Here is a 26,433-nt window from a genome sequence, read left to right as displayed (position 1 = left end):
TTTTTAGATAAACTTTAACAGTCGACGGTCTAAATTTCAAATAATCGAGATGTCTAAATACCTATATTTGAAACTTCATCAATTATTTATTTGATGAAGTTTTTTTTTTGAATGATTATGAAAAAGAATCTCTTATTTCTCTTGTTTTTTCTATTGGTTTCTGCAAGCGCAGTTTTTGCACAAACTAAAGTGAGCGGTATTGTGGTAGACAAATCAAATCAGCCTATTCCTTTTGCAAATGTGGTTTTTAAAGGCTCCAGTGAAGGGATTGTGACTAATGAAGACGGTAAGTTTTACCTCGAATCCCAAAAATCATACTCCATTTTGCTGATATCTTCAGTAGGTTTTTCTGAGAAAGAAATTATTTTGGACAAACTTGTAAATTATAATTTCAAAATTCAGTTAAGCGAAGCCGAAAGTTTGAGTGAAGTAGTTGTTTTTGCCGGTAAAACGTCTAAAAAAAATAATCCTGCACTAGACATTCTCAGAAAAATTTGGGAAAGAAAACGCAAAAACGGACTCTATTTGTTTGACCAATACCAGATGGAAAAGTATGAAAAAATAGAATTTGACATGAATTCTATTGACAGCGCTTTCATGAAAAGCAAGCTTTTCAAAGGAATGGAGTTTATATTCGATCAAATGGATACTTCCAGAGTAACTGGGAAAACCTATTTGCCTATTTTTATAAATGAATCACTAAATGATGTTTATGGAGATAATAAATTAAAGAAGGTAAAAGAGAAAATAAAAGCCAATAAAACGTCTGGTTTCAATGGGAATCAACAAATTTTAACTTTTGTAAAAGACTTGTATTCGGATTACAATATCTACAACAATTACTTGACTTTTTTTGACAAAAGCTTTACCAGTCCATTATCTAAAACGGGGATTGATGTCTATAATTATGTGTTGAAAGACAGTGCGTATATAGATAAAAAATGGTGTTATAATATTGTTTTTTATCCAAGGCGAAAAAACGAATTGACTTTCAAAGGAGATTTTTGGGTGAATGATTCCACATTTGCCATCAAGAAAATCAATATGGCAGTTACGAAAAGCGCCAATATCAACTGGGTAAAAGATATTTACTTAGAGCAGGAATTTGAAGTGGTCAGTGATTCTGTTTTCTTATTGACCAAGGATTATCTAATGTCTGACTTTGCTTTAAACAAAAAAGAAAATTCTAAAGGAGTTTACGGGAAACGAACCAGTTTTTATAGAAATCATCAATTCAATAAAGAGCTACCAGTAGCTTTTTATAAAGATGAGGTCAATTATATGGATGACGAAGTCTACAATAAATCGGATGAATATTGGAATGAAAACCGTTTCGAAAACCTAAGCAAGGATGAATTGGGCGTTTATAAAATGCTGGATACGTTGCAAACCGTAAATAAATTCAAACAATTGTATAGCTTGGTTTCCATACTTGGAAGCGGTTATGTTGAGTTTAAAAACTTCGATTATGGGCCTGTTTTTTCCACATTTGGGTACAATGAGGTAGAAGGTGTGCGGTTGCGAGTAGGAGGAAGAACCTATTTTGGACCTAATGATCCTTGGCGTATTCAAGCCTACACGGCGTATGGATTTGACGATGATAAATTCAAATATGGAATTTCCGGGAAATGGATGGTCGACAAGAAAAATCGCATCATTTTATCCGGAGGAAATAGGCGTGACATAGAACAAATAGGCGCTAGTTTGACTACCACAAATGATGTTTTAGGCCGAAGTTTTGCTTCGTCCTCTGTGTTTTCATCTGGCAGCAATGGGAAATTGACCAATATCAATTTGACCAATATGGCCATAGAAATAGAACCCATAAAAAACGTAACGTTTCAGGCCGGTATTTCGTACCGTACACTGGCGTCGGCATCGCCTACTTTTAGCTTGGATTATTATACGGATATAGCCAATTTAGTTACTAAAAGTGATGTGAAGCAATCCGAAGCGAACTTTCAGATCGAATATTCGCCCAAGCGAAAAACCATAGGTTTTGGAGTAGAAAGAAGCAATGTTGACAGTCCGTTCAGTCGCTTTTTTGTAAATTACAGTCATGGATTCAAAGGGCTATTAAACAGCGATTTCAAATATGACAAATTTCAATTGTATTACAAACAACCTATAATAATTGGACCTTTAGGAAGAACGAATATTATTATGGAAGTGGGGAAAACCTTCGGGAAAGTGCCGTTAGGATTACTGAGTGTTATTCCTGGGAATCAAACCTATTTCACCATCGAAAACACGTTCAGTAATCTTAATTTCTATGAATTTGTGTCAGACCAGTATGCTACTTTGCAATGGAATCACAATTTCAATGGTCGTCTTTTTTCTAGAATTCCGTTTATGCGCAAACTCAATTGGAGGGAAATTGTATCCGTGAAAGGGGTTTATGGAACCATTTCTGATGAAAATAGAGCAATTAATGCCTCGGGTTTAATTTATAATGCGCCCGAAAAAGTGTATTGGGAATATAGCGCCGGAATTGGGAATATCTTCAAAGTATTCCGTATCGATTTCGCTTGGCGAGGCAATTATCTCAACACGCCGGATACAAATCGTTTTACTGTAAAAGGATCGTTTGGGTTTAATTTTTAGGAGCTATTCCGGCTGTTCACTATATCTTTTTATAAGGCGAATAAAAATCGCCTTATAAAAAGGATGCCGTTTCCATCCGGGCTAAAAAAATATTAGATTATGCAAGAAGCCATCGACTATCTTTTAGAAAAAGACACTATTTTCAAAGCTATTATTGAACAATACGGAATGCCAACCATTCCCAAACGACCACAAGGTTTTGAGACTTTGGTATTGTTGATTTTGGAACAACAAGTATCTATAGATTCCGCCAAAGCCACTTTTTTAAAAATAAAAGGCAGTCAAAAAGCCATAGCACCGGAAATTCTTCTTCACGTATCAGACGAGGAATTTAGGAATCTTGGCGTAAGCCGACAAAAAACGTCTTATATCAAAGCTTTGGCGACAGCGCTATTAAATAAAGATCTTGATTTAGAAAGTTTGCCAACGAAAACGGCTCAGCAAGTGCGCGAAGAACTCATCAAAATCAAAGGAATAGGAAACTGGACCATCGATATTTACTTAATGTTTTGTTTGCAATCCCCAGATTTATTGCCATTAGGAGATATTGCGGTCGTAAATACCATAAAGGAATTGCTGGATATTCACGATAAAGACGCCATGGAAATTCATGCAATACAATGGAGTCCGTATCGTTCTTATGCAACCTATCTTTTGTGGCATCATTATTTAAAGAAACGAAATAGGACAGTGGTTTACTAAAGTACTCACTGTTAAAATTTAATCAAGAGATAACATGAATTTTTTATTGTAAAAAGGGATACTTTCCTTACTTTTGCACCCATAAATATAGAAAAGAAAAAACTAAAATGACTGCAGACAAATTAACAACTTTCGATGTCTTAATCGAAATACCAAGAGGAAGTAGAAATAAATACGAATATGATTTCGAAATAAAAAGAATGCGTTTTGACAGAATGTTATTCTCTTCGATGATGTATCCGGCTGATTACGGATTTATCCCGGAAACATTAGCATTAGATGGAGATCCATTAGATGTTTTGGTTTTGGTAACTGAACCAACTTTTCCTGGATGTGTAATGGAAGTAAAACCTATTGGTGTTTTCCACATGGCAGATGATAAAGGACCGGATGAAAAAGTAATCTGTGTACCGGTTTCAGATCCAATCTGGAATTCATTGGAAAACCTGTCAGATATTAATCCACACTTATTAAAAGAGATTGAACATTTCTTTCAAGTGTACAAAGATCTTGAAAACAAACAAGTGGATGTTGAAGGTTGGGGAGATGTAAATGAAGCGTATGCTATTATTAAAGAGTGTACGGATCGTTTTAATCAAATTGAGAACAAGCCAGAAGGATTATTTAGTATTAAATAACTTCTATAATTTTTATAAAAAAAGCAACATTCTGTTAAGAGTGTTGCTTTTTTGTTTAAATTCGTTTTGTTACATTATTAATTTTAACCAAAAACCAAACCAAAATTATGAATACAATAATGATTTATTTGCCAATAGCCATGGCATTTATTGGACTGGCATTTATGTTTACAAAACGTGCATGGGTTTTAAAACAAGATCCGGGTGACGGTAAGATGAAAGAGATTTCAGATTACATCTACGAAGGAGCCTTGGCTTTCTTGAAAGCAGAATATAGGTTATTGACTTTCTTTGTAATTGGAGCAAGTGTTGTTTTAGCAGGAATTTCATTTATCGTTCCTACTACACATATATTAATAGTAGTTGCTTTTATTTTTGGAGCTTTCTTCTCTGCTTTAGCGGGAAATATGGGAATGAAAATAGCAACAAAAACAAATGTAAGAACCACACAGGCCGCACGTACTAGTTTGCCGCAAGCCTTGAAAGTTTCTTTTGGTGGCGGAACCGTAATGGGATTAGGAGTTGCGGGTTTAGCCGTTTTAGGATTGACTACTTTCTTTATTTTCTTCTTTCACTTTTTTATGAATGGAGTTTGGACTTCAACAGAAGACATGACCATTGTACTAGAAACATTAGCCGGATTTTCTCTTGGAGCAGAATCTATCGCTTTGTTTGCCAGAGTTGGTGGTGGAATTTATACAAAAGCTGCCGATGTTGGTGCTGATTTAGTGGGAAAAGTAGAAGCTGGAATTCCAGAGGATGATCCTCGTAATCCGGCTACAATTGCAGATAACGTAGGGGATAATGTGGGAGATGTTGCCGGAATGGGAGCCGATTTATTTGGTTCTTATGTAGCGACTGTTTTAGCGGCGATGGTTCTTGGGAATTATGTAATCAAAGACATGGGCGGAAATATTCAAGATGCTTTTGGCGGAATAGGACCTATTTTATTACCAATGGCAATCGCAGGTTTTGGAATTTTATTCTCTATTATCGGGACGATGTTAGTAAAAATTACAGATGATAATGCAAAAGAAGCACAAGTTCAAAAAGCATTGAATATAGGAAACTGGGTTTCAATTATTTTAACAGCTATCGCTTGTTTCTTTTTAGTACAATATATGTTGCCAGAAACGATGAAAATGGATTTCTTCGGCGAAGGGACTAAAGAAATTTCATCAATGCGCGTTTTCTATGCTACAATCGTCGGATTAGTGGTTGGAGCCGTTATCTCATCTGTTACGGAATATTACACAGGATTGGGGACAAAACCAGTTATGGCAATTGTACAAAAATCAAGTACGGGAGCTGGAACAAACGTAATTGCAGGATTAGCAACAGGGATGATTTCTACATTTCCAACGGTATTGTTATTTGCTGCTGCGATTTGGACTTCGTATGCTTTTGCTGGATTTTATGGTGTGGCGTTGGCAGCTTCAGCGATGATGGCAACAACGGCAATGCAACTGGCAATCGATGCCTTCGGACCCATATCGGATAATGCCGGTGGAATTGCCGAAATGAGTGAGTTACCAAAAGAAGTACGTACGAGAACCGATATTTTGGATTCTGTAGGAAATACAACTGCAGCAACTGGAAAAGGATTTGCTATCGCTTCGGCGGCATTAACGTCACTGGCTTTATTCGCTGCTTATGTAACGTTTACGGGAATTGACGGAATCAATATTTTCAAAGCGCCTGTTTTAGCAATGTTATTTGTAGGCGGAATGATACCGGTAGTTTTCTCTGCTTTGGCCATGAATTCTGTTGGGAAAGCCGCGATGGATATGGTGTATGAAGTACGCCGTCAGTTCAGGGAAATTCCTGGAATTATGGAAGGAACCGGAAAACCGGAATATGCAAAATGTGTCGATATTTCTACCAAAGCTGCTTTGCGCGAAATGATGTTGCCGGGTATTTTGACTATTGGTTTTCCAATTGCGATTGTTTTATTAGGGAAATTAGTGTACGCGGATAACAATCAATTAATTGCCGAAATGCTGGGAGGGTATATGGCTGGAGTTACCGTTTCTGGTGTACTTTGGGCTGTTTTTCAAAACAATGCCGGAGGTGCTTGGGACAATGCTAAGAAATCTTTTGAAGCAGGGGTTATGATTAATGGTGAAATGACATATAAAGGTTCTGATGCGCACAAAGCGGCGGTAACTGGAGATACTGTTGGTGATCCGTTCAAAGATACATCTGGACCATCAATGAATATTTTGATTAAATTGACGTGTTTGATAGGTTTGGTAATTGCTCCAATTTTAGGAAACGGAAGTCATACAATTTCTGGTAAAGCAGCTTGTTGTGCTTCGACTGAAATGTGTGCTTCAATGTCTAAAGAAGAATGTCTCGCAAAAGGATGTGACAGTAAAACATGTAAATTTATGAATACTTCTGGAACAGTAACTGAAATGGTTTCCAAAGAAGTTTCTATTGAAAAAACAAATGTTGATGGAAAAGTAAAAGCTACTATTAAAACAAGTATTAACGGGAAAGTTACTATTCAAAAATTTGAAGGAACTGATGAAGAAGTTCAAACTCAAATAGACTCTTTGAAATAATCAGCTGAAAACTATAAATTAAAAATGCCTCGCGATTGCGGGGCATTTTTAATTTTAAAGTTGATCCTTAATTTTGATTAATTCTTTTTCAATATTTAGGTCGATAAAGTTAGATTTTAGCATGCATTTTAAAAGTCTTTTTAAAAATTGTTTTGGTAATTTTTCTTTTAAAACGATGTTACTTTCGTCATATTTCAGGAAAGAAGCTAAATTTTCTTTGCGGACATTATTTCTGAAAAATATAAATGTGTCTTTATCAAAACTAAATTGATTTTCTCCTAATGCAGTGTTTTTTTGAATAAAAAAGTAAGGAATGTTTTCAGTAACTAAACAGCCAAAATTATCAGAAGGTAAACTTAATTTGTTTTGTGATGTTGTTAAAGTATGAATGATATAAGCAAACTCATCATTACGATTTAATACAATCAGAAATTTGTCTTTACTGCCATTACCATCCTGAAATTGATAGTCTTCAATCAAAACTAAATGTCCTTGTTGTAAAATTTCGTCAAGCATATCAAATCTAGCTTATGCTTTCCTGAAAAGATAAAGCTTCAAAAGAAGATTTCGCAGCCATTTGTAAAACAGGATTGTCTTCCAATAAATCATTAAATTCAATCGAGTGATTGGTTCTTTTTCCTATTTGCTGAAAATGATTGATTAAATTATGTTCGGAAACCATTTTGTGCCAAAGTGAACCTTCTTCGTGTAGAAAGTTAATCAACTCTGTTGCATTCCAATTTCCATATTTAAAAACTATGGTTTCTAATAGATTTAATTCATATCTATTAAAAATGGTTTCGTCAAAATTACCCTTAGGTTTTAAAAAAACCTCTTCAGAGTTTCGATCAGTATTGAATTTTTTTTCTAGTTGAATGGAATGTAGTAATGACAATTCTTTTCCCTGATAACAAAAGACTTCTTGATGTTTGATTTCATTATAAACATCTATGGCAACTGGACCGTTTTCCCAAACTTTATAATCTAACCAAGTTACAGGAGTACCAGTTTCCTTAATGGAAGTTTCGTCCAGAATGTACAATAGTTTCAACGTTTTGGTCATAGATAAATAGTCTATCTGTGACGCAAAATAATTTAAAACATTGCTGATTTTATCGTTATTTATTCTTCTAAACATACGTAAATATAAAGAAATATTTCAATATTCTTTGTTAAGGGACTGCAAATGTACGGTTTATTTGCTGATTTTTAAATCTTTGATTAATTCGACAGGATCAACATTTAATGCGAATGCAATCTTTAGCATAGTTCCCACTTTCATTTCTTGTTTTCCTTTAATGTACTTTCTTAAATTCTCCACGTCCATATCAGCATCGTGGGCAACTTCCCTAGTCTTCAAACCTTTTTCTTTGATAATTTCCTCTATACGATTCCCTAAAAGAAAAATTTCTTGTTTCATTTCCGATTTCCGAACTCTTTTTTCCATAATTGGAAAGTTACTTTCGTCCGATTAAATAAAAGTGATTGCAAAAATCAGATTGTTTACGACCGATTATTTAATTATATTTGAAAAAATTAATTAAGAATGCCTACACTAAACTGGATTGGTAAAGACAAAATTATCAATCATCATCAAGAAGTTCCCTATAAAGTCCTTGATCACGAATATGGTTTCTCTGAAAATGAAAAAACCAATACTATAACCGATTCTGGAAACCTTATTATCAATGGGGATAACCTTGAAGCGTTGAAATCTTTATTACCCAAATACGAAGGAAAAGTAAACTGCATTTACATCGATCCACCATACAATACAGGAAACGAAAGCTGGGTATATAATGACAATGTGAATTCTCCGAAGATTAAAAAATGGTTAGGGAAAGTTGTTGGTAAGGAAAGTGAAGATTTAACTCGACATGATAAATGGTTGTGTATGATGTATCCACGGTTGAAACTACTTCATAAATTATTGGCAAAAGATGGAGCCATTTTTATTTCTATCGATGATAATGAACAGGCTAATCTTAAATTAATAATGGATGAGATTTTTGGTGGAGGTAATTTCATTTCTCAAATTTCATGGAGAAAAACAGATAATCAAGCAAATATAGGGCAAATAGCTAACGTTAAAGAGTATATAATAACTTATGCAAGAAATAAGAACTCAATTAGTTTTAGTAAGGTTTCTTTAACAGATAAAGCAAAGAAAGAGTATAGATATATTGACAACAAAGGGAATTTTAGACGAGATATTTTATTTCACAAAACAAGAGGGAAAAATTATTTTAATGTTATTACTCCTAATGGGAATATACTCAATGGTCCATGGATGATAAAAGAGGAAAAGTTTAGAAAACTTGAAGAAGAAGACAAACTTTATTGGGCATCTGGTAAAATGGAAACTCCTTATGGAAAACTTTATTTAGAAAGCACCGAAGGCCAAATACCAAATGATAATTTAGGGATTGAAGTAGGTTCGAATCAACAAGCTTCAGTAAATATTACAAATATTTTTGGAAAAAGAATTTTTGATTTCCCTAAGCCGTACACTCTAATAAAATATCTATTATCATTTTCAACTAATAAAAACTCAATAATCCTAGACAGTTTCGCAGGTTCAGGAACGACAGCCCATGCCGTTTTAAGCCTTAACAAACAAGACGGAGGCTATCGCAAGTTTATTTTGATAGAAATGGAGGATTATGCTGAAACTATTACTGCCGAGCGTGTCAAAAGAGTCATCAATGGTTATGCCGATAAAGAAGGAACAGGTGGCAGTTTTGATTATTATACTTTGGGAGAACCTTTATTTGACGAACATAACAATCTAAACGAAACGGTTGGCATAGAGAAAATTAGGGAATATGTTTGGTTTACTGAAACTCGAATCCCCACCCCAGCCCTCCCCGAAGGGGAGGGAGCCAGAACGGGAAAGGTTTACTTAGGTATTCACAACGACACTGCTTACTATTTTATCTATGAAAAAGACAGTCTGACAACATTGGATTATGAATCTTTAGCAGATTACGTTCAACAAAAAGCAGAGCGCTATATTATTTATGCCGATAATTGCTTGTTGCCGGAAACTTTTATGAGAGCCAAAAATATTGAATTCAAGAAAATTCCGAGAGATATAACTCGTTTTTAACTATGGAACTAAAAACCTATCAAAAGCAAGTTATAGACGATTTGCAACAGTATTTCGAGTATTTGCAAAACTATAAAAAAGCAGATAAAGCTTTCAATTCTTTTTGGCAGGAAAAAGTGGGTTTCTTCAATCCATTAACTGGTGAAGGAATGCGTCCGTATCAAAATACCGTTCCAAATGCCGTTCATTTGAGCATAAAAGTGCCAACCGCTGGAGGAAAAACCTTTATTGCCTGCAATGCATTGAAAACTGTTTTTGATGCAATGCCAGAAACTAAGGCAAGAGCAGTTGTTTGGTTGGTACCTTGGAGCAATTTATTAGATCAAACGGTACGAAATCTTTCTAATCCCGATCATCCGTATTGTCAGAAACTGAACTCATTGTTCAATCACCGAGTTCAAGTGTATGAAAAACGAGATTTATTGCAAGGAGCTAATTTCAATCCATCATCGGTTCAAGAACAATTGAGCATAATGGTGGTGAATTTTGCATCCATAAGAGCCAAGAATAAAGAGGACAGAAAATTTAATGAGCAAAATTCTAATTTATCCAGTTTTTCAGATTTGATTGATGATGAAATTGTTTTAGAAGGTACTGAAAAAGAAGCGTTAATTAATGTTATTAGAAGTTTAAATCCAATTTTGGTCGTCGATGAAAGTCACAATGCCGAAAGTGATTTGAGTGTTGAAATGTTGAATAATCTCAACCCGAGTTTTATTTTGGATTTGACAGCAACTCCTAAACAGAATGCCAATATTGTGAGTTTAGTTTCTGCTATTGAACTCAAAAAAGAACACATGGTAAAGTTGCCGGTTATTGTTTACAATCATCAAAACATTGAAGGCGTTATAGAAAGTGCGTTGCATTTGCAAAACAAATTAGAAACAGAAGCTAAAATTTTGGAAGAAAATGGAGGAAAGTACATTCGTCCAATAGTTTTGTTTCAGGCACAACCCAAAGGAAAAGAAGATAATACGACTTTTGACAAATTGAAAGCCCAATTGATTGCTGTTGGAATTCCTGAAGAACAGATAAAAATCAAAACTGCCAATAAAGACGAGTTGAAAAACGTAGATTTAATGAGTGCGGATTGTCCTGTTCGTTACATCATTACGATCAATGCGTTGAAAGAAGGATGGGATTGTCCGTTTGCTTATATCTTGGCTTCTTTGGCTGATAAATCTTCGGAAGTTGATGTTACACAGATTTTGGGTCGTGTTTTACGTCAGCCTTACGTGATGAAACATAACAGCACGATGCTAAATTTATCGTATGTAATTACGGCTTCGGTAAAGTTTCAAAACACTTTGCAAAATATCATCAAAGGTTTGCAGCAATCAGGTTTTAGCGAAAAAGATTATCGTGAAAAAGATATAATGCCAGAATTTGTAAAAGAAGAAGTGAAGCAAGAAACATTAGATAATTTCTTTTTTCCTGAGCAGATAGAAGTTGTAGAAGAAGGTGTGATTGATGTTCAAAAAATTCATTTCAATCCCAATGAAATTATCAACTCTCCTAATATTGCTGTATTTGAAATGGAAAAAATGGCAATTGAAGATAGTCTAAAAATGGAGATTCAAATTGCCAATCAAGAAAACTCAAACACCGTTCAACAAATATATTCAGAGGTTGGTATGAAAGTGAAACAATATAAAATGCGGGAAAGTGTGGCTGAACAAGCTTCAGCAATTGTATTGCCAAAATTTGTAGTTGAAGTTCCTCAAAATGAATTTCTCTTAATGGAACAAGGTGACACACAATTGTTAGACAGGGTGAATCTTTTGAAAGACTTTAAGCTTTCAGATAAAGATATTCAAATTCCTTTTAAAAGTATTTCTTCGGATTTATATAAAATTGATACTGAAAAAACGAATGATGGCGGTTATAAAATGGTTTCGTTCAAAATAGAAAGTGTAGTTCAGGAAAAAATGACGGAATACATTTTAGCTAAACCTAAGGAAGGACAAATTAAAGATTTAGCACATTTTACAGTCAAGCAAATTGATAAATTACCACCTATTGCCGATAATGAAATTAAGAAATACGTTAATAGAATTTTAGAGAATATGTCCGCACAAGAGTTGATAGATTTCAATCAATATAAACTAACTTATTCTGATTCGATTAAGGAAAAAATTAATCAATTAGCCGATATTTATGCAGAAGAGAAGTTTAATGATTGGCTCGAAATCCCTAAAATTAAAACGCAACCCACTTGGAAATTTGAAACAGCCATAATTCCGCCAAGAATTGGGAATGACATTGGTAATTCATTGTATGTTCACGAAGGAGATATGAACGGATTAGAAGAACAATTTATTTTGGAAATTTCCAGTTCATCAAATATTGCTTTTTGGCATCGTAATTTAGGAAGAGGTAAAGGATTCTCTTTGAATGGTTATAAATCGAATCATTATCCTGATTTTATTTTGGTAACTAAAACTAATAAAGTAATCGTTGTTGAAACCAAAGGTTCTCATTTAAATAATCCGGATACCGCAGCAAAGTTAAGGCTGGGGAAATCTTGGGCTCGTCTTTCTGGATCTAATTATAATTATATGATGGTTTTTGATAAAAACGCAATTTATGGCGCTTATAATTTAGAGAAGGCAATAAGCTTAATAAAACAGATGTAGATTTTTGGAAATCTTTGTAATAAAAAATGCCTCGCAATTGTGAGGCATTTTTGTTTTTATGTTTAGTTTCCTTCGGAAAGGGTTGGGGAGAGGATTCTAAAATAATCCGTTCAATTCTGCGTCGATACGGTTAAAAATACTTCCTAAATCTTCTGGATTGTCAACAAAATTGATGTTATCAACATCAATAATCATTAATTTTCCTTTGTCGTAGGTTTGAATCCAGCCTTCATATCTTTCGTTCAAGCGACTCAAATAATCAATAGAAATTGAGTTTTCGTATTCACGACCGCGTTTGTGTATTTGTCCGACTAAATTAGGGATAGAACTTCTTAAATAAATCAATAAATCGGGTGCTTTAACCGTAGATTCCATTAATTCAAAAAGAGAAGAATAATTCTGGAAATCGCGATTGGTCATTAAGCCCATTGCATATAAGTTAGGAGCAAAAATATGCGCATCTTCATAAATAGTTCGGTCCTGAATGATTTTTTTACCGCTTTCGCGGATTTGCATCACCTGACGGAAACGACTATTCAAGAAATAAATTTGTAAATTAAACGACCAACGTTCCATTTGATGGTAAAAATCATCCAAGTATGGATTGTCAACTACATCTTCAAAATGTGGTTCCCACTTAAAATGTTTCGCTAGTAATCGAGTTAAAGTTGTTTTTCCGGAACCTATATTTCCTGCTATTGCTATGTGCATTACGGTATTGTGATTTTATAATTTGTAATTCCTGCTGATGTAAAAATAGATAAAATTTGGTCCTTGTAATAGAATTTTTTAAACGTTTTTTCTGAAATTTCAATTTCAGTTTTTTTTCCTTTTTCTAAATCATATAAAATCAAAACAGCGTCCTTGGAATAAATAAGCTGACTCTCATTGATAATTACAATGGAATCAAAATCAGGAATTATCCCCTTACTTTTTATTTTTCCAAAAATGTCACATACGTACCAGTTGTTTTTATTGTCAACCCAATGAAAGACATTGAAATCTGAAGAATAATTCCTGATGCTTTCTGTAAAAGGAACTGAAATGGTCTTGTAGTCATTGTTTAAATAATCATAAAGTCCCAGTTGCTGATTCATGCTATTGTAAATCCACAACTGATTTTGAGAAGCAATCCCAATTGCTGAAACCACAATAGGAATTATACTTTCTGAAAAATTGATTTTTTGGGTTTCATTCAATTGATTGTCCAAAATGATAACAGTGTTGAAATTTTCGTAAAATAATACAATTTTAAGCGGGTTTTGCAAGTCAACTTTGGTGATTTTTCCCAAAGAAATATTTTTATATTCTAAGGTATCTCGCGTATTAATTTTAGAAAAAACATTGTTTTTAATGGTGTAATAAAAACCAAAAGAATCGTATCCTAAAAACGCATCTCCATCAAAACGAATGAAGTCAATTTTAAAGGGAGTCAGTTTTTGGTCTTGACCAAATATTACTGAAAACGAGGCGATAAACAGCAATAGCATTACTTTCTTCATGAAAGCGAAATTACAATTAAACCTTCTATAATTATGGGTGTCTTACTATTATTTTAACAGAATACTTGTAACAAAAATAGTATTTTTCAGTCTTATTTACTAAAATCCAAAAGTATGTATAAAGTAATTTTCACATTAGTATTAGCAGTTGCATCATTTATGGGACTTCACGCTCAGGAATTTCAAGGAATGGCAGTTTACGAATCGAAAACAAGTACTTCCGATTTTAAAACGCGAATGGAAGGTAATAAGGAGATGACTCCGGATATGCAAAAAATGATCGAGGAAAGAATGAAGAAGATGTTCGAAAAGACATTCATCCTTAATTTTGATAAATCGGCATCGATATATAAAGAAGAAGAAAAATTGGATACTCCAGGTCAAGGTGGTGGCGGAATGCGAATGATGATGTCTATGACTGGCAGTGGCGGGACGTATTATAAAAATGTAAAAGATAAATCCTATACCGTTGATAAAGAATTCATGGGAAAAGAGTTTCTTGTAAAAGATTCGTTGCCTAATTTACAATGGAAAATGGAAAGTGAAACCCGTGTTATTGGTGGCTACAATTGTTTCAAAGCCACTGCTGTACGTCCTGCAAGTAAAACGGATTTTAGAAATTTTAGACCCAAAAAAGAAGATGCCACAACCACCAAACCAGCGGATGCAGCCAAGAAAACGAGTCTTTTGGATGAGTTGGATATGCCGAAAGAAGTTACAATTACAGCTTGGTATACTCCGGAAATTCCAGTGAATCAAGGGCCGGAAAATTACTGGGGATTGCCAGGTTTAATATTGGAAGTAAATGACGGTAAAACGGTCATTTTATGTTCGAAAGTGGTTCTGAATCCTAAAGTTAAAACCGAAATAAAAGCGGCAACGAAAGGAAAAGTAACGACTCAAAAAGAATTTGATGAAATCGTATTGAAGAAAATGGAAGAGTTCAGAGACATGAACCAAGGACGTGGTGGAAATGGCGGAATGAGAATGAGAATTGGAGGATAATAAAGGTTTAAATAAAAATCATGAAAAAATCTACAATTGTTTTGTTTTGTTTATTGGCAGTACTTGGTGTAAGCGCACAAGAATTCCAGGGTAAAGCGGAGTATTTTTCGAAAACAATCATAAAGCAAAAAGTTAAAAACTCCGATAGTAAGATTGAAAAAGATGTTGAATTTGATAAGATGATTCAGGAAGCTTTAAAAAAATCTTCTGAAAAAAAATACTTATTTATTTTTAATAAACAAGAAGGACTATATGAACAAATGGAAGAATTAGAAAAACCTGAGGTTGGGAATGCGACAATGTCTATTAAGGTTACTTTTTCAGGCGTTGGAAAAAAATACATAAACCTCAAGGACAAATCAAAAGTTGTAGAGGATGAGATTTTTGGTAAAGAATTTCTAATCGTTGATACGCTTGAAAAGTTAAATTGGATATTAGTAAATGAAACCAAAAAAATTGGTGATTATTCTTGTTATAAAGCAGAAGTTACTGTTCCTGTAACTGAAAAACAAAAGCAGGAATATCAAGATTTTCTAAAAAAACAAGAGAATAAAATAAGTCTTTTTCCTATGGAAGAACCCAAAGACAAAGTAATAACAGCATGGTATGCTCCTGAAATACCAGTAAGTCTTGGCCCTCTGAACTACTGGGGTTTGCCAGGATTGATTTTAGAAATCAATGAAGAAGATGTGATTATTCTTTGTTCTAAAGTAACTTTGAGCAACAAAGAAGTTGCTAAAATTAAAGTTCCGAATACTAGCAAAAAAGTCACTCAGGCTGAATTTGATGCCATCGAAAAGGCAAAATTAGACAGTATGAAAGACAAAGATGGAAATGTCATTTTTCAAACAAGTCATTAAAAAAATGTATTTTTTATCCATTCCATAAACCCAATCAATGAAAAAACAATATTTTTTTTTATTTTTTCTTATTACTTCATTTTCCTTTGCTCAATCCATTAAATTTGAAGGTCTCATCACCGATTCAAAAGCTGCAGGTCTCGAAATGGCCAATGTAATGGCGGTAAATAAAGCTACAAAGGCAATGGATGCCTATGCCATAACAAATGACAAAGGAAAATTTCTTCTTAATCTAAAACCAAATACAGCGTATAGCTTAAAAATTAGTTATTTGGGAATGCAGAATAAAGAGCTGGAAATTACCACTACTTCAGAAAATAGCATTAAAAACATTGCATTGGAAGAAGGCGGAATTGAATTGGATGGTGTCGAAATTGTTCGGGAAATGCCAGTATCAATAAAAGGGGATACTATTGTTTATAATGCCGATTCTTTTAAATCCGGAACAGAACGGAAACTGGAAGATATTCTCAAGAAATTACCCGGAGTTGAGGTCAACGCTGATGGCGAAATTGAAGTCGAAGGAAAAAAAGTGTCCAAATTAATGGTGGAAGGAAAAGACTTTTTTGATGGCGACACGAAGTTGGGCGTCAAAAATATTCCGGCGGATGCCATTGATAAAATCCAAGTATTGAGAAACTACAGCGAAATTGGTGCGCTCAAAGGAGTAGAGAACAATCAGGATAATGTTGCGATGAATATCAAACTAAAATCAGGAAAGAAAAATTTCTGGTTTGGAGATATGACCGCAGGAATAGGAGTTGCACACGAGGAAAGTCGGTATTTGATCAACCCAAAATTGTTTTATTACAGTCCAAAATACAGCATCAATTTAATTACGAATTTCAATAATATTGGGGAATTGCCATTGACAGTTCAGGATTATTTTAAATTCACCGGCGGTTTTAGAGGCATGATGCAAAAAGGCGGTTCTAGTTTTAATGTGTCTTCGAATGATTTAGGAATTTCGCTTTTAAGAAATAATAGAGCCAAGGAAATTGAGACTAAATTTGGAGCTACAAATTTCTCCTACAATGTAAATAAAGCGTGGACTTTAAGCGGTTTTGGAATTCTGTCCTCTTCACTAACGGATTTAGAAACAAAGTCACAAACGAATATTTTACAGCCTAATTCTTCTGAAATTCTTTCTACAGAAAATCGTCAGGAAACCGCAACTCAAAAAAGCAATTTGGGATTATTCAAATTGAGTTCCAGCTATAAACCAAGTGCGCGGCTTCAATTTGATTATGATATTTTGACTAAATTGTCCAAGCAAGATGAGAATAATTCACTTTTAAGAGAATCTATTGTAGGGAATAATGTAGCACTTGAAAACATCAATACGGTAAAGAAACAAGAGCCAATTTCAGTGAATCAAAACTTGAGTTTGTATTATACGCAAAGCGATAAAAATATTTTTGCTTTCGAAATGCAACATTTGTACCAAGAGGAGGATCCTTTTTACAATGCGAATCTGAAATTTCAACCTTTTAGTTTGGCCGGATATGTTACTGGACAAAACAGAAATAGTATCAATCAAAGTCGCTTTGTAAAAACCAATAAGATAGACGCTAAACTGGATTATTATTACATGGTCACCCCAAAAAGTAACATCAATGTGACGTTAGGAAATACGTATTCCCATCAAAATTTCAATTCCAGTATTTTCCAAATTTTAGACAATGAAATAGTCAATAATTTAAATGATGTAACGAATACGAATGATGTGAATTATAATTTTAATGACACGTTTTTAGGATTGCATTATAAGATTTTAAGCGGAAAATTTACGTTTACACCAGGAGTGAGTTTACACAGTTACAACATGACAAATGAGCAATTAGGAACCAGTAACAGCCAAAATTTCTTCAGAGCGTTGCCTGATTTCTTAGCGATTTATCAAATCAAAAAAGCAGAAACATTAACCTATAATTTTTCATATACCAATAATTTCACCGATATTAATCAGCTGGCTGAAGGATTTATTTTGTCAAATTATAACAGCCTGACCAGAGGAAACCGACTTTTAGAAAATGCCACCGCACAAGTACATTCATTGCGTTACTTTAAATACAACATGTTCAATTTTGAGAACATTACTGCTTTTGCCACGTATTCGAAAAGAGTCGATGCGATAAAAACTCGTGCCGTATTCGACGGAGTCAATCAAACGTCATCTCCTTTTAATTCTGATTTTGCAGATGAAACACTGTCAGGAAATGGTTCTTACGGACGTTCTTTTTTGAAGAATTACAAAGCCTCTTTGGGAGCTTCTCTCAATTGGTCTAAATTCAATAACATCCAGAATAATGTGCTGTCAACAAACGAGAGTTTTACCCAAAACTATACTTTGAAAGCGTCTACGAATTTTAAAAACATGCCTAACCTGGAGCTGGGGTATAATATTGTAACCAACGATTACAACAATACTACTTTTTACACCGAAAAACCCTTTGCTAAACTGGATTATTTCTTCTTGAACAGTTTCTCTTTTGTAGCGGAGTATGAGTTTTATCATTACTACAACAACACTAAAACGGTCAATAATGAATACGATTTCTTGACCGCCAGTTTAATTTATCAAAAGAAAGGCAGCAAGTTAGAATATAAAGTAAGCGGAACTAATTTATTGAACACAACCTCATTAAATGATGATAACTTTAGCCAGTTTGCCACCAGAACCTCACAGTATACCGTACAACCGCGCTATGTGATTTTTTCTTTAAAGTATAACTTGTAGTAGATTTGCCAGAAGATAAAAAGCCTTTGAAGTTTATTCTTCAAAGGCTTTTTTTTAGTTTTTAATCCCCAATAACACTTTGATTTGGAACTGATCTACCGTTTTTTTATTTCCTTTTCTATCTCCACTTACGTTTATATAGTATATTAAAATCGTGTATTTAGGAGTTTCAATTTTTTGTGTAATCTTTTGGTTCCAGTTTTCATTTTTGTCGAAAGCAGGAGTTTGGTTCACAAAATCCACAATTTTCAACGGAACAATGTCCTGATTGATTTGTAAGTCTACTCCGTATTCTTTTTTAGTAGAAATAATGGAGTAAGACTTATTGTCGATTTTTACACATTCGTTACATTCTAAATCTTTATTATTCAAAATGGAAAAAGACACATCATACCCTTGAATGTTTTCAATATTTTGATTGTTGTTTTCGTAAAAATTATAAAAATATTCTTTGTTGTTTTTTTCTTTTTGGTCGTATGGAGAGCGATAATAGAGCCCCAATGCTTCCATGATTTGGGAAGAATTTGGTTTTTTGTCCTTTTTAATCAGAGCAGTTAGTTTGTCTTTTGTAAATGGAAGAAGTACTTCTGAGCCATAGTTTTCTTCTAAGAAATCTACAATACTGCTTAAATCTTGCTCTTGTTCGAAAGTGAGTTTTTCCTTTTCTATTTTTTGCAAATAGGACTCAAATCTAGAAAGCTGACTGTTTTTGGATGTTGAATCTGCACTTTGCGGTCCAAGAATAGTAAGTAAAGCTGTTATGCACATCGTGATAGGAATGAACTTTATTTTAGGCTCTTTTTTGATTATAAAATAAGCTACTACAATGGTTAACCAAATTGACAATGCCAATACATAATAACGCTCATGTGTGAATCCGTATAAGTGGATTCTATATAAAATAGCCCAAAACAACAATCCCAATAACGGGACTAATAAATAATAAAACCAACGGTTAAAGGTTCGCATCCAAAGATTTCCAGTTTCTTCGGCAATAGGATGTACGAGTAAAAAAGAAAGTATTCCAAAGATGGCAAAAACCAAAACGAGATTAGAAACCCAGCCCACAGGTAAAGAAAGTGTGACTAAGATTTTAGTTTCATAACAAATCAAAATCACCAAGTAAATGCTGATTAATGGAAGCAAAACATATTGAGTGAAATTTTTAAGACCTTTTGGATACTTTAAAATAAGTGGAGACGATTCGTTGTTGGTTTCAGGAACGCCAGATAAAAAGAAAACCGTATTAAATATCCCTGCGATGATGAAAAATAAGTGAAGATATATTCTGTCATAAAAATCCACATTGAATAAATGGTGTACCGCTAAAATAGCCAAGGATAATCCGGAATACAACACAACGCTATACAAACCAGCGGTTAGAATATGAAGAAAAAGCTGCTTGTTGAATTCCCAAAACTCTTCTTGGTTGTAGATTTTTGATATAAAACCGGAAAATGAGACCAATAGATGCAAAGCAATATTGAGTACTAAAAATTGTAATGCTTCTACATCTGTAATTTTTTCCGAAAAGCTAAATATAAAAGCAGTTACTAATCCACCAAGTATCAAACTGATCAAAAATCGAATCCAACTGTTTTTGTGAATCGCTGAGAAATATAAGCTAACGGAAAGAAATAAAACCAAACACAGCGAGCAACACATGATGCTTTTAGTATAAAAATTCTCCATTGTATCATTTCTTTCTTCTGAGAGTAAAATTGCGAATACCGTCCCTAAAATCGTTAGTATGGTTTCTAGCGGGAATCTGGAAATGGTTTTTTGTGAAGCTTGCAATACGCTTTGGAAAGAAGGGAATTTAGCCATTATTTTGGTAAGTTATTTTTTACTAAGTAAAGAAAAATACCGCATATAGCCAAACAAAAACCCCGAAGTCTGCAGTAGCAGAATTCGGGGTTTGATATATAATTAGATTTAAATTTCTAAGGTTTTAAAGCCAAAGTTACAATCCAAAAGCAGTTTTAACTTGGTCAACAAAATCTAATTTTTCCCAAGTAAACAATTCAACAGTAACTGTTTTTTCGTTTCCACCTGGAGCAGAAAAAGTTTTAGTAACCGTTTCTGGAGTACGTCCCATGTGCCCGTAAGCAGCAGTTTCGCTATAGATTGGGTTTCTTAATTTCAAACGTTGCTCAATAAAGTACGGACGCATATCAAAAATAGCCTCTACTTTTTTGGCAATTTCACCATTGGTCAAGTTTACTTTTGATGTTCCGTAGGTATCAATAAAAATACCCATTGGTTTAGCCACACCAATTGCATACGAAACCTGAACTAAAATCTCGTCAGCAACACCCGCTGCAACTAAGTTTTTAGCGATATGACGTGTAGCATAAGCCGCGCTTCTATCTACTTTACTTGGATCTTTTCCAGAGAATGCACCACCACCGTGAGCACCTTTTCCACCGTAAGTATCAACGATAATTTTTCTTCCTGTCAATCCAGTATCTCCATGCGGTCCTCCAATTACGAATTTTCCGGTTGGGTTAATATGGTATTGAATAGCATCATTGAATAAATGCGCGCTAGCAGGATTTTTTGCAATAATCCTTGGAATCAATATTTCGATGATGTCTTTTTTGATTTTCGCAAGCATTGTAGCTTCTTCGTCAAAATCATCATGTTGTGTTGAGATTACAATAGCGTCAATACGAGTTGGCTTATTGTCATCGCTATATTCTAAAGTTACTTGTGATTTAGCATCAGGACGCAAATATGTAATTTCGTTATTTTCACGTCTTAAAATAGCTAATTCCTGCAATAATTTATGAGATAAATCAAGTGCCAATGGCATATAATTTTCCGTTTCATTGGTAGCGTAACCAAACATCATTCCTTGGTCTCCAGCACCTTGCTCTTCTGGATTTGCTCTATCAACACCTTGATTAATGTCAGCAGATTGTTCGTGGATAGCAGAAAGAATTCCACAAGAATTGGCTTCAAACATATATTCGCTTTTTGTGTAACCAATTTTTCTGATTACGTCACGAGCGATTTGTTGTACGTCTAAATAGGTATTTGATTTTACTTCACCAGCCAAAATTACCTGGCCAGTAGTTACTAAAGTTTCGCAAGCTACTTTTGAGTCAGCATCAAATGCCAAAAAATTATCAATTAATGCATCCGAAATTTGATCTGCAATTTTGTCTGGATGTCCTTCGCTTACAGATTCTGACGTAAATAAATAGGCCATAATTATTATTATTTTAAAATTAAGCGAGAAAAAATAATTGCTGAAAAAGACTAAAGAAGAGTTTCTGCTTTAGCATTTTTTCTACTGAAAAAATTTCAGTATTCATAATGAATTGATTTCATTATGAAGAGGTTGCAATCAGTTCAAATTTTTCCTCTTGTATTCGGGTGCAAATGTATGAAACCATTTTGAATTGCAAATTAATCTTAACTTTTTTTTGCTGATAAATCTTTTCCTCTACATATATAAATACAAAAGGGAATGCGAGGCTGGATTTTCTTTGTATTTTTTTTAAAACTTATTTGGAAAATTCAGAAATAGTTAGCATATTTGTTATAATAAAAAACGAAAGATGAAATTTAATGTGTGTAATATGTCAAAAGCCATTCAGGAAAAGTCCTGTGGGTTGTCTATTGCTTAAATTTAAATTAAAATTTATATAGCAAAAGCCTCCCAAGAAAATGGGAGGCTTTTTTTTTGAACTCTATTTAGCTGAAAATAAAACAATATTAATCATAGAATGAATAACCTGAAAATCCAGAATACAAATAATTTTAAAGTCAAAAATATGATTTGCGCCAATGCCATTATGTGCATTCGTGTCTGTTGATTCCAAAAGTATAAGTTTATAGCACAACTTAAAAACCCTTTTGGATACGTATCTAAAAGGGTTTTTTTCATTCAGATTAGTTTGGAAGTATAGAAACATTTCAGAAATCAAAAAATAATTTAAAACAAAACTAACATCGTAAATTCAAATAGTATGAGCACATTAAAACATTTCCCGAAGACATTACGGTTATTAAAAGGCTTTGGTTTCAGAACCAAAACAGAAAAGGAAAACGATTCAAAAAATGAATTGACCAATCCAAGATTTGAAATATCAAAAAATGATCCTTTGGCACAAAAAATAGTGCCGAGTTCATTACTGTTTCAAATGTATTCAAAAGAAAATGAAGAACTTTTTATTTAAAAAAATGATCTTTATTTTAGCTTTTGAATCTTCGATAGTAAATCTCAAATTATGATTTCGATGAAAGATAAAACCATGCTATTTTGTTTTTATCTTTTGTCGGGATGATGATTGCGTACGATTTTTTCAAGTCAATTTGCAATAAATCAATTAGAACCAATTTGATAAAAATTTGGTTGTTTAAAAAAATAGTGGTTAATTTGTGCCTTTAAGTTCAAAAACGTATTGAAATGTTATAAAGAAAGGCAGAGGGATTAGACCCGATGAAGCCTTAGCAACCCTTCGATTTATCGAAGAAGGTGCTGCATTCTACCTTTATTCTGAATTATTTCAGAATCTAAAGGAAAGATAACACAAAGAATTCTTCTAGTTCACTTCTAGCTTTCTTTCTAATATTTCCAGACACAAATCAAAAATCATAAAAGATTTGAAATTGGAAAATAAACCAACATCTATTACATTACAAAATTTCACCACCGAAAGTGGGGCTTTTTATGCTACCTTAAACTTAAGTTTTCAAGTTTTTGGACCAGTTTTACATACAGCTCCAATCGTTTTGGTAAATCATGCATTGACTGGAAATTCCCAAGTTGTGGGAGATAACGGTTGGTGGAATGATTTGATTGGAGCACACAAAACCATCGATACCAATACATATACGATACTGGCTTTTAATGTTCCCGGAAATGGTTTTGATGATGTCATCATTGAAAATTATTCGGATTTTACTACCAGAGACATTGCCAGAATTTTTATTGAAGGCATTCGTTTTCTTAAAATCAAACAGCTTTATGCTATTATTGGCGGTTCTGTTGGCGGAGGAATTGCTTGGGAACTGGTTGCTTTAGAACCAAAAATCACGCAGCATTTAATTCCTATTGCAACCGATTGGAAATCGACAGACTGGTTAATTGCCAATTGCTTTTTGCAGGAGCAAATTTTGAATAATTCTTCAAAACCTATTGAAGATGCTCGAATTCATGCGATGCTTTGCTACCGAACTCCAGAATCTTTTACTGCAAAATTTCAGAGAACCACTAATGAGGAATTAGCCATTTTCAATGTAGAAAGCTGGCTGAGTCATCATGGTAAAAAGCTTCAAAAACGTTTTCAAATTTCGTCTTATAAAATGATGAATCAATTGTTGAAAACGATAGATATTACCAGAAACAGCAATTCATTCGAAGAAATAACATCAAAAATTGAAGCTGATATTCATATTATCGGAATCAATTCAGATTTGTTTTTTACGGCTAATGAAAATAAAGCCACTTACGAGGAATTAAAAAAATATAAAAATAATGTCACCTATCAGGAAATAGTTTCCATTCACGGACACGACGCTTTTTTGATAGAATACAAACAATTAGACAATTTGCTTCAGGATATATTCTAAGCCAAAAAAAACACAACACAATGAAAATATTAAAATTTGGAGGTAAATCTTTATCGAATGGCGACGGAATAAATAAAGTGATTGCGATTATTACCGATAAAGTAAATCAAGGAGAAGAAATTGCAATTGTAGTATCAGCAAGAGGAAATGCTACAGATGAATTAGAAGAAATTTTAGGCATTGCTTCTAAAAACGGAGATTACAAACCGCTTTTTGAGGATTTCAAAAAGTACCAACAAGACGATTATCAAGACGTAGATTTGTCTGAGGAATTCAATGTCTTGGAAAAATTATTCGAAGGTGTAAGTTTAATTGGCGATTACAGCAACAAAATTAAAGATCAAATTTTATCAAAAGGGGAATTGCTTTCTGCAAAATTACTGACAGCTATTTTGGTTGAAAATGGAATAAATGCCCGTTTTGCGGATACTCGAGAATTGATAAAAACCGATTCAAAATTTGGTGATGCGCAACCTTTAGAACAAATTTCGAAGAAAAATGTCATCAATTATTTCAAACAAAATAACGGAACAACCGTGAACATTGTTACGGGTTTTATCGGTTCTAATAACAATAATGATACGACGACTTTAGGAAGAAATGGCAGTAATTACACGGCTTCTTTGATCGCGAATTACTTAAATGCGGACGAATTACAGAATTATACACACGTAGACGGAATTTATACCGCGAATCCGGATTTAGTACTTGATGCTAAAAAAATTGACCATTTGACTTTTAACGAGGCGAATGAGTTGGCTAATTTTGGCGCGACAATTCTTCATGCAAAGACCATTATTCCTTTGTTGGAAAAAAACATTCCGCTTCGTATTTTGAACACATTCAATCACGAAAACAAAGGAACATTAATCACATCCAATTCTAGCAAAGAAGGAATTAAAACACTTTCGGTACTAGAAAATGTATCATTAGTAAATCTGGAAGGAAGAGGATTGCTAGGGAAAACTGGTGTTGATGCCCGTATTTTTAGAGTGATGGGAGACAATGATATTAGCGTAAGCATCATTTCTCAAGGTTCTTCAGAAAGAGGAATAGGTTTGGTAGTTGCTGCTGATAAAGCGACTAAAGCAATGATTGAATTAGAGAAAGAATTCGAAAATGATTTCTATTCAAAAGATGTGAATAAAATCACGGTTACTGATAATGTTTCGGTAATTTCTATCATTGGCCAGGATTTGAGTACGTTTCACAAGCCTTATACGGCTTTGATAAAAAATAAAATTGTCCCGATTCTTTTCAATAATACCGTTACGGGTAAAAACGTGAGTTTGGTTGTGAAAAAATCGCAACTGAACAAAGCCTTAAACGTGATTCACGGGGAGATTTTTGGTGTTTCAAAGAAAATCAATATTGCTATTTTCGGACATGGATTAGTGGGCGGAACGTTGATTAACCAAATATTGGAATCGGCGGCAACTATCGAGAAAAGAAAAGACATCAAACTGAATGTTTTTGCTATTGCCAATTCAAGTAATGTATTGTTGAATAAAAACGGCGTTACTCCAAACTGGAAAAATGAAATTCAAAACAATGGATTTTCTTATACTATCGATGATGTAATTGCTTACGCGAATGAGCATCACTTAGAGAATTTGATTGCGATTGATAACACGGCAAGTGCCACATTTGTTGAAAATTACATTCCTCTGGCAGAAAGCAGTTTCGATTTGATATCGTCTAATAAAGTGGCCAATACGTTAAGTTATAGTTTTTATAAAAAACTACGAAAAGTACTTGCGGATAATCAAAAGAGTTATCTTTATGAAACCAATGTTGGAGCCGGATTGCCGTTGATTGATACGATTAAATTATTACACCTTTCAGGAGAAAATATCACGAAGATTAAAGGTGTTTTCTCTGGAACATTGAGTTATTTGTTCAATAATTTTTCTGCTAAAGACGCGCCGTTCAGCGAAATATTGAAAGAAGCAATTGATAATGGATATACCGAGCCAGATCCAAGAGAAGATTTGTGTGGAAATGATGTAGGTCGAAAATTATTGATTTTGGCAAGAGAATTAGACTTGCAAAATGAGTTTGAAGAAATTGATATTGAAAATTTAATCCCAGAACATTTACGGGAAGGTGATGTTTCTGATTTTCTAAATAAACTGACGGAGTTTGATCCAATTTATGCTAAAATAAAAGCTGAACAAAAACCAAATCACGTGTTGCGATACATAGGCGAATTGTCAGGCGATTTGCAAAATGACAAAGGAAATCTGGAAGTGAAATTAGTTTCTGTGCCATCAGATACGGCTTTAGGCGGATTGAAAGGTTCTGATTCTTTCTTCGAAATTTACACAGAATCGTATGGAGACCGACCTATCGTGATTCAAGGCGCAGGAGCAGGATCAGCAGTAACGGCAAGAGGTGTCTTTGGAGATATTTTGAGATTATCAGATAAAGGATAATGATTTAAGATTGCAGATTGCTTCGCCAGTTCGAGCAAGCTCTCTGGTAACG

20 protein-coding genes and 1 riboswitch are annotated in these 26,433 nt (G+C 33.9%); of the genes, 12 read left to right on the top strand and 8 right to left on the bottom strand.

Translation table 11 applies throughout. From position 1 onward, the window contains the following. Positions 1-117: 117 nt before the first annotated feature. From QLS97_RS00345 to QLS97_RS00330, 4 genes are all read left to right on the top strand, one after another. Positions 118-2,604 carry a DUF5686 and carboxypeptidase-like regulatory domain-containing protein gene (locus QLS97_RS00345; RefSeq protein ID WP_282713720.1) on the top strand — a complete coding sequence of 829 codons (2,487 nt, stop codon included), beginning with the start codon at positions 118-120 and terminating at the stop codon, positions 2,602-2,604. A gap of 99 nt (positions 2,605-2,703) precedes the next feature. Next, positions 2,704-3,306 (top strand): DNA-3-methyladenine glycosylase family protein, encoded by a 603-nt coding sequence (locus QLS97_RS00340; RefSeq protein ID WP_282713719.1) that lies wholly within the window; start codon positions 2,704-2,706, stop codon positions 3,304-3,306. A 107-nt stretch (positions 3,307-3,413) separates the two neighbouring features. Next, positions 3,414-3,944: an inorganic diphosphatase gene (locus tag QLS97_RS00335; protein WP_282713718.1), complete on the top strand. Its 531-nt coding sequence runs from the start codon at positions 3,414-3,416 to the stop codon at positions 3,942-3,944. A 107-nt stretch (positions 3,945-4,051) separates the two neighbouring features. Next, a complete protein-coding gene (locus tag QLS97_RS00330) occupies positions 4,052-6,511 on the top strand; it encodes a sodium-translocating pyrophosphatase (RefSeq protein WP_282713717.1) in 2,460 nt (819 codons plus the stop codon). Positions 6,512-6,565: 54 nt separating this feature from the next. Here the strand turns inward: QLS97_RS00330 and QLS97_RS00325 are convergent, their stop codons facing one another. From QLS97_RS00325 to QLS97_RS00315, 3 genes are read right to left on the bottom strand one after another with little or no spacing between them, the layout of a single operon-like run. Beyond that, a complete protein-coding gene (locus QLS97_RS00325) occupies positions 6,566-7,027 on the bottom strand; it encodes a hypothetical protein (protein WP_282713716.1) in 462 nt (153 codons plus the stop codon). A gap of 7 nt (positions 7,028-7,034) precedes the next feature. Continuing rightward, the gene (locus tag QLS97_RS00320) at positions 7,035-7,649 is read right to left on the bottom strand and encodes a Panacea domain-containing protein (protein WP_282713715.1); all 615 of its coding nucleotides are present in this window, start codon (positions 7,647-7,649) and stop codon (positions 7,035-7,037) included. A 57-nt stretch (positions 7,650-7,706) separates the two neighbouring features. Next, positions 7,707-7,931 (bottom strand): helix-turn-helix domain-containing protein, encoded by a 225-nt coding sequence (locus QLS97_RS00315; protein WP_282713714.1) that lies wholly within the window; start codon positions 7,929-7,931, stop codon positions 7,707-7,709. 126 nt (positions 7,932-8,057) lie between these two features. On the opposite strand from QLS97_RS00315, the gene QLS97_RS00310 reads away from it, so the two are divergent. Together QLS97_RS00310 and QLS97_RS00305 are read left to right on the top strand one after the other, a co-directional pair. Beyond that, positions 8,058-9,620: a site-specific DNA-methyltransferase gene (locus tag QLS97_RS00310; RefSeq protein ID WP_282713713.1), complete on the top strand. Its 1,563-nt coding sequence runs from the start codon at positions 8,058-8,060 to the stop codon at positions 9,618-9,620. A 2-nt stretch (positions 9,621-9,622) separates the two neighbouring features. Further along, positions 9,623-12,256, top strand: coding sequence for a DEAD/DEAH box helicase (locus tag QLS97_RS00305; protein WP_282713712.1), 2,634 nt, complete (start codon positions 9,623-9,625; stop codon positions 12,254-12,256). A 96-nt stretch (positions 12,257-12,352) separates the two neighbouring features. On the opposite strand, the gene QLS97_RS00300 is transcribed toward QLS97_RS00305, so the two are convergent. Beyond that, positions 12,353-12,967: a deoxynucleoside kinase gene (locus QLS97_RS00300; RefSeq protein ID WP_282713711.1), complete on the bottom strand. Its 615-nt coding sequence runs from the start codon at positions 12,965-12,967 to the stop codon at positions 12,353-12,355. Beyond that, entirely contained in the window at positions 12,967-13,758 is a 792-nt protein-coding gene (locus QLS97_RS00295; protein WP_282713710.1) for a hypothetical protein, read from the bottom strand. The genes QLS97_RS00300 and QLS97_RS00295 overlap by 1 nt, the downstream gene beginning before the upstream one ends. A gap of 114 nt (positions 13,759-13,872) precedes the next feature. Here QLS97_RS00295 and QLS97_RS00290 point away from each other — a divergent pair, with 114 nt between their 5' ends. From QLS97_RS00290 to QLS97_RS00280, 3 genes are read left to right on the top strand one after another with little or no spacing between them, the layout of a single operon-like run. After that, positions 13,873-14,763 (top strand): GLPGLI family protein, encoded by an 891-nt coding sequence (locus tag QLS97_RS00290; protein WP_282713709.1) that lies wholly within the window; start codon positions 13,873-13,875, stop codon positions 14,761-14,763. A 20-nt stretch (positions 14,764-14,783) separates the two neighbouring features. After that, positions 14,784-15,623: a GLPGLI family protein gene (locus QLS97_RS00285; protein ID WP_282713708.1), complete on the top strand. Its 840-nt coding sequence runs from the start codon at positions 14,784-14,786 to the stop codon at positions 15,621-15,623. A 37-nt stretch (positions 15,624-15,660) separates the two neighbouring features. Continuing rightward, positions 15,661-18,363 (top strand): carboxypeptidase-like regulatory domain-containing protein, encoded by a 2,703-nt coding sequence (locus QLS97_RS00280; protein WP_282713707.1) that lies wholly within the window; start codon positions 15,661-15,663, stop codon positions 18,361-18,363. Positions 18,364-18,417: 54 nt separating this feature from the next. Here the strand turns inward: QLS97_RS00280 and QLS97_RS00275 are convergent, their stop codons facing one another. The 3 genes from QLS97_RS00275 to QLS97_RS00265 all read right to left on the bottom strand — a co-directional run bounded on the left by QLS97_RS00275 (position 18,418) and on the right by QLS97_RS00265 (position 22,193). After that, the gene (locus QLS97_RS00275; RefSeq protein ID WP_282713706.1) at positions 18,418-20,190 is read right to left on the bottom strand and encodes a DUF4153 domain-containing protein; all 1,773 of its coding nucleotides are present in this window, start codon (positions 20,188-20,190) and stop codon (positions 18,418-18,420) included. A gap of 136 nt (positions 20,191-20,326) precedes the next feature. Further along, on the bottom strand, positions 20,327-21,577 hold the full coding sequence (metK, locus tag QLS97_RS00270) for a methionine adenosyltransferase (RefSeq protein WP_282713705.1): 1,251 nt from the start codon (positions 21,575-21,577) through the stop codon (positions 20,327-20,329). Positions 21,578-22,061: 484 nt separating this feature from the next. Then, entirely contained in the window at positions 22,062-22,193 is a 132-nt protein-coding gene (locus tag QLS97_RS00265) for a hypothetical protein (protein ID WP_282713704.1), read from the bottom strand. A gap of 147 nt (positions 22,194-22,340) precedes the next feature. On the opposite strand from QLS97_RS00265, the gene QLS97_RS00260 reads away from it, so the two are divergent. From QLS97_RS00260 to thrA, 3 genes are all read left to right on the top strand, one after another. Then, positions 22,341-22,550, top strand: a complete 210-nt coding sequence (locus tag QLS97_RS00260; protein ID WP_282713703.1) for a hypothetical protein — start codon at positions 22,341-22,343, stop codon at positions 22,548-22,550. Positions 22,551-22,780: 230 nt separating this feature from the next. After that, a riboswitch (SAM riboswitch) is annotated at positions 22,781-22,905 on the top strand. 78 nt (positions 22,906-22,983) lie between these two features. Next, on the top strand, positions 22,984-23,946 hold the full coding sequence (locus tag QLS97_RS16890; protein WP_345956933.1) for an alpha/beta fold hydrolase: 963 nt from the start codon (positions 22,984-22,986) through the stop codon (positions 23,944-23,946). Between the two features lie 20 nt (positions 23,947-23,966). After that, entirely contained in the window at positions 23,967-26,381 is a 2,415-nt protein-coding gene (thrA, locus tag QLS97_RS00255) for a bifunctional aspartate kinase/homoserine dehydrogenase I (RefSeq protein WP_345956932.1), read from the top strand. Positions 26,382-26,433: the final 52 nt, after the last annotated feature.

The sequence above is a fragment of the Flavobacterium yafengii genome (assembly GCF_030010375.1).
In the GTDB taxonomy this organism is placed as follows: domain Bacteria; phylum Bacteroidota; class Bacteroidia; order Flavobacteriales; family Flavobacteriaceae; genus Flavobacterium; species Flavobacterium yafengii.
The sequence above is the reverse complement of the archived record's forward strand: the minus strand, read 5'-3'. Positions and strand labels throughout refer to the sequence as shown.

Bases quoted from the DNA above. Each gene is read 5' to 3' on its own strand.
- QLS97_RS00330 (WP_282713717.1), top strand. From the start codon at position 4,052: ATGAATACAATAATGATTTATTTGCCAATAGCCATGGCATTTATTGGA.
- QLS97_RS00315 (WP_282713714.1), bottom strand. From the start codon at position 7,931: ATGAAACAAGAAATTTTTCTTTTAGGGAATCGTATAGAGGAAATTATC.
- QLS97_RS00285 (WP_282713708.1), top strand. From the start codon at position 14,784: ATGAAAAAATCTACAATTGTTTTGTTTTGTTTATTGGCAGTACTTGGT.
- QLS97_RS00275 (WP_282713706.1), bottom strand. From the start codon at position 20,190: ATGGCTAAATTCCCTTCTTTCCAAAGCGTATTGCAAGCTTCACAAAAA.
- metK (WP_282713705.1), bottom strand. From the start codon at position 21,577: ATGGCCTATTTATTTACGTCAGAATCTGTAAGCGAAGGACATCCAGAC.
- QLS97_RS00295 (WP_282713710.1), bottom strand. From the start codon at position 13,758: ATGAAGAAAGTAATGCTATTGCTGTTTATCGCCTCGTTTTCAGTAATA.
- QLS97_RS00260 (WP_282713703.1), top strand. From the start codon at position 22,341: ATGAGCACATTAAAACATTTCCCGAAGACATTACGGTTATTAAAAGGC.
- QLS97_RS00280 (WP_282713707.1), top strand. From the start codon at position 15,661: ATGAAAAAACAATATTTTTTTTTATTTTTTCTTATTACTTCATTTTCC.
- QLS97_RS00335 (WP_282713718.1), top strand. From the start codon at position 3,414: ATGACTGCAGACAAATTAACAACTTTCGATGTCTTAATCGAAATACCA.
- QLS97_RS00300 (WP_282713711.1), bottom strand. From the start codon at position 12,967: ATGCACATAGCAATAGCAGGAAATATAGGTTCCGGAAAAACAACTTTA.
- QLS97_RS00345 (WP_282713720.1), top strand. From the start codon at position 118: ATGAAAAAGAATCTCTTATTTCTCTTGTTTTTTCTATTGGTTTCTGCA.
- QLS97_RS00320 (WP_282713715.1), bottom strand. From the start codon at position 7,649: ATGTTTAGAAGAATAAATAACGATAAAATCAGCAATGTTTTAAATTAT.
- thrA (WP_345956932.1), top strand. From the start codon at position 23,967: ATGAAAATATTAAAATTTGGAGGTAAATCTTTATCGAATGGCGACGGA.
- QLS97_RS00305 (WP_282713712.1), top strand. From the start codon at position 9,623: ATGGAACTAAAAACCTATCAAAAGCAAGTTATAGACGATTTGCAACAG.
- QLS97_RS00290 (WP_282713709.1), top strand. From the start codon at position 13,873: ATGTATAAAGTAATTTTCACATTAGTATTAGCAGTTGCATCATTTATG.
- QLS97_RS00310 (WP_282713713.1), top strand. From the start codon at position 8,058: ATGCCTACACTAAACTGGATTGGTAAAGACAAAATTATCAATCATCAT.
- QLS97_RS00325 (WP_282713716.1), bottom strand. From the start codon at position 7,027: ATGCTTGACGAAATTTTACAACAAGGACATTTAGTTTTGATTGAAGAC.
- QLS97_RS00340 (WP_282713719.1), top strand. From the start codon at position 2,704: ATGCAAGAAGCCATCGACTATCTTTTAGAAAAAGACACTATTTTCAAA.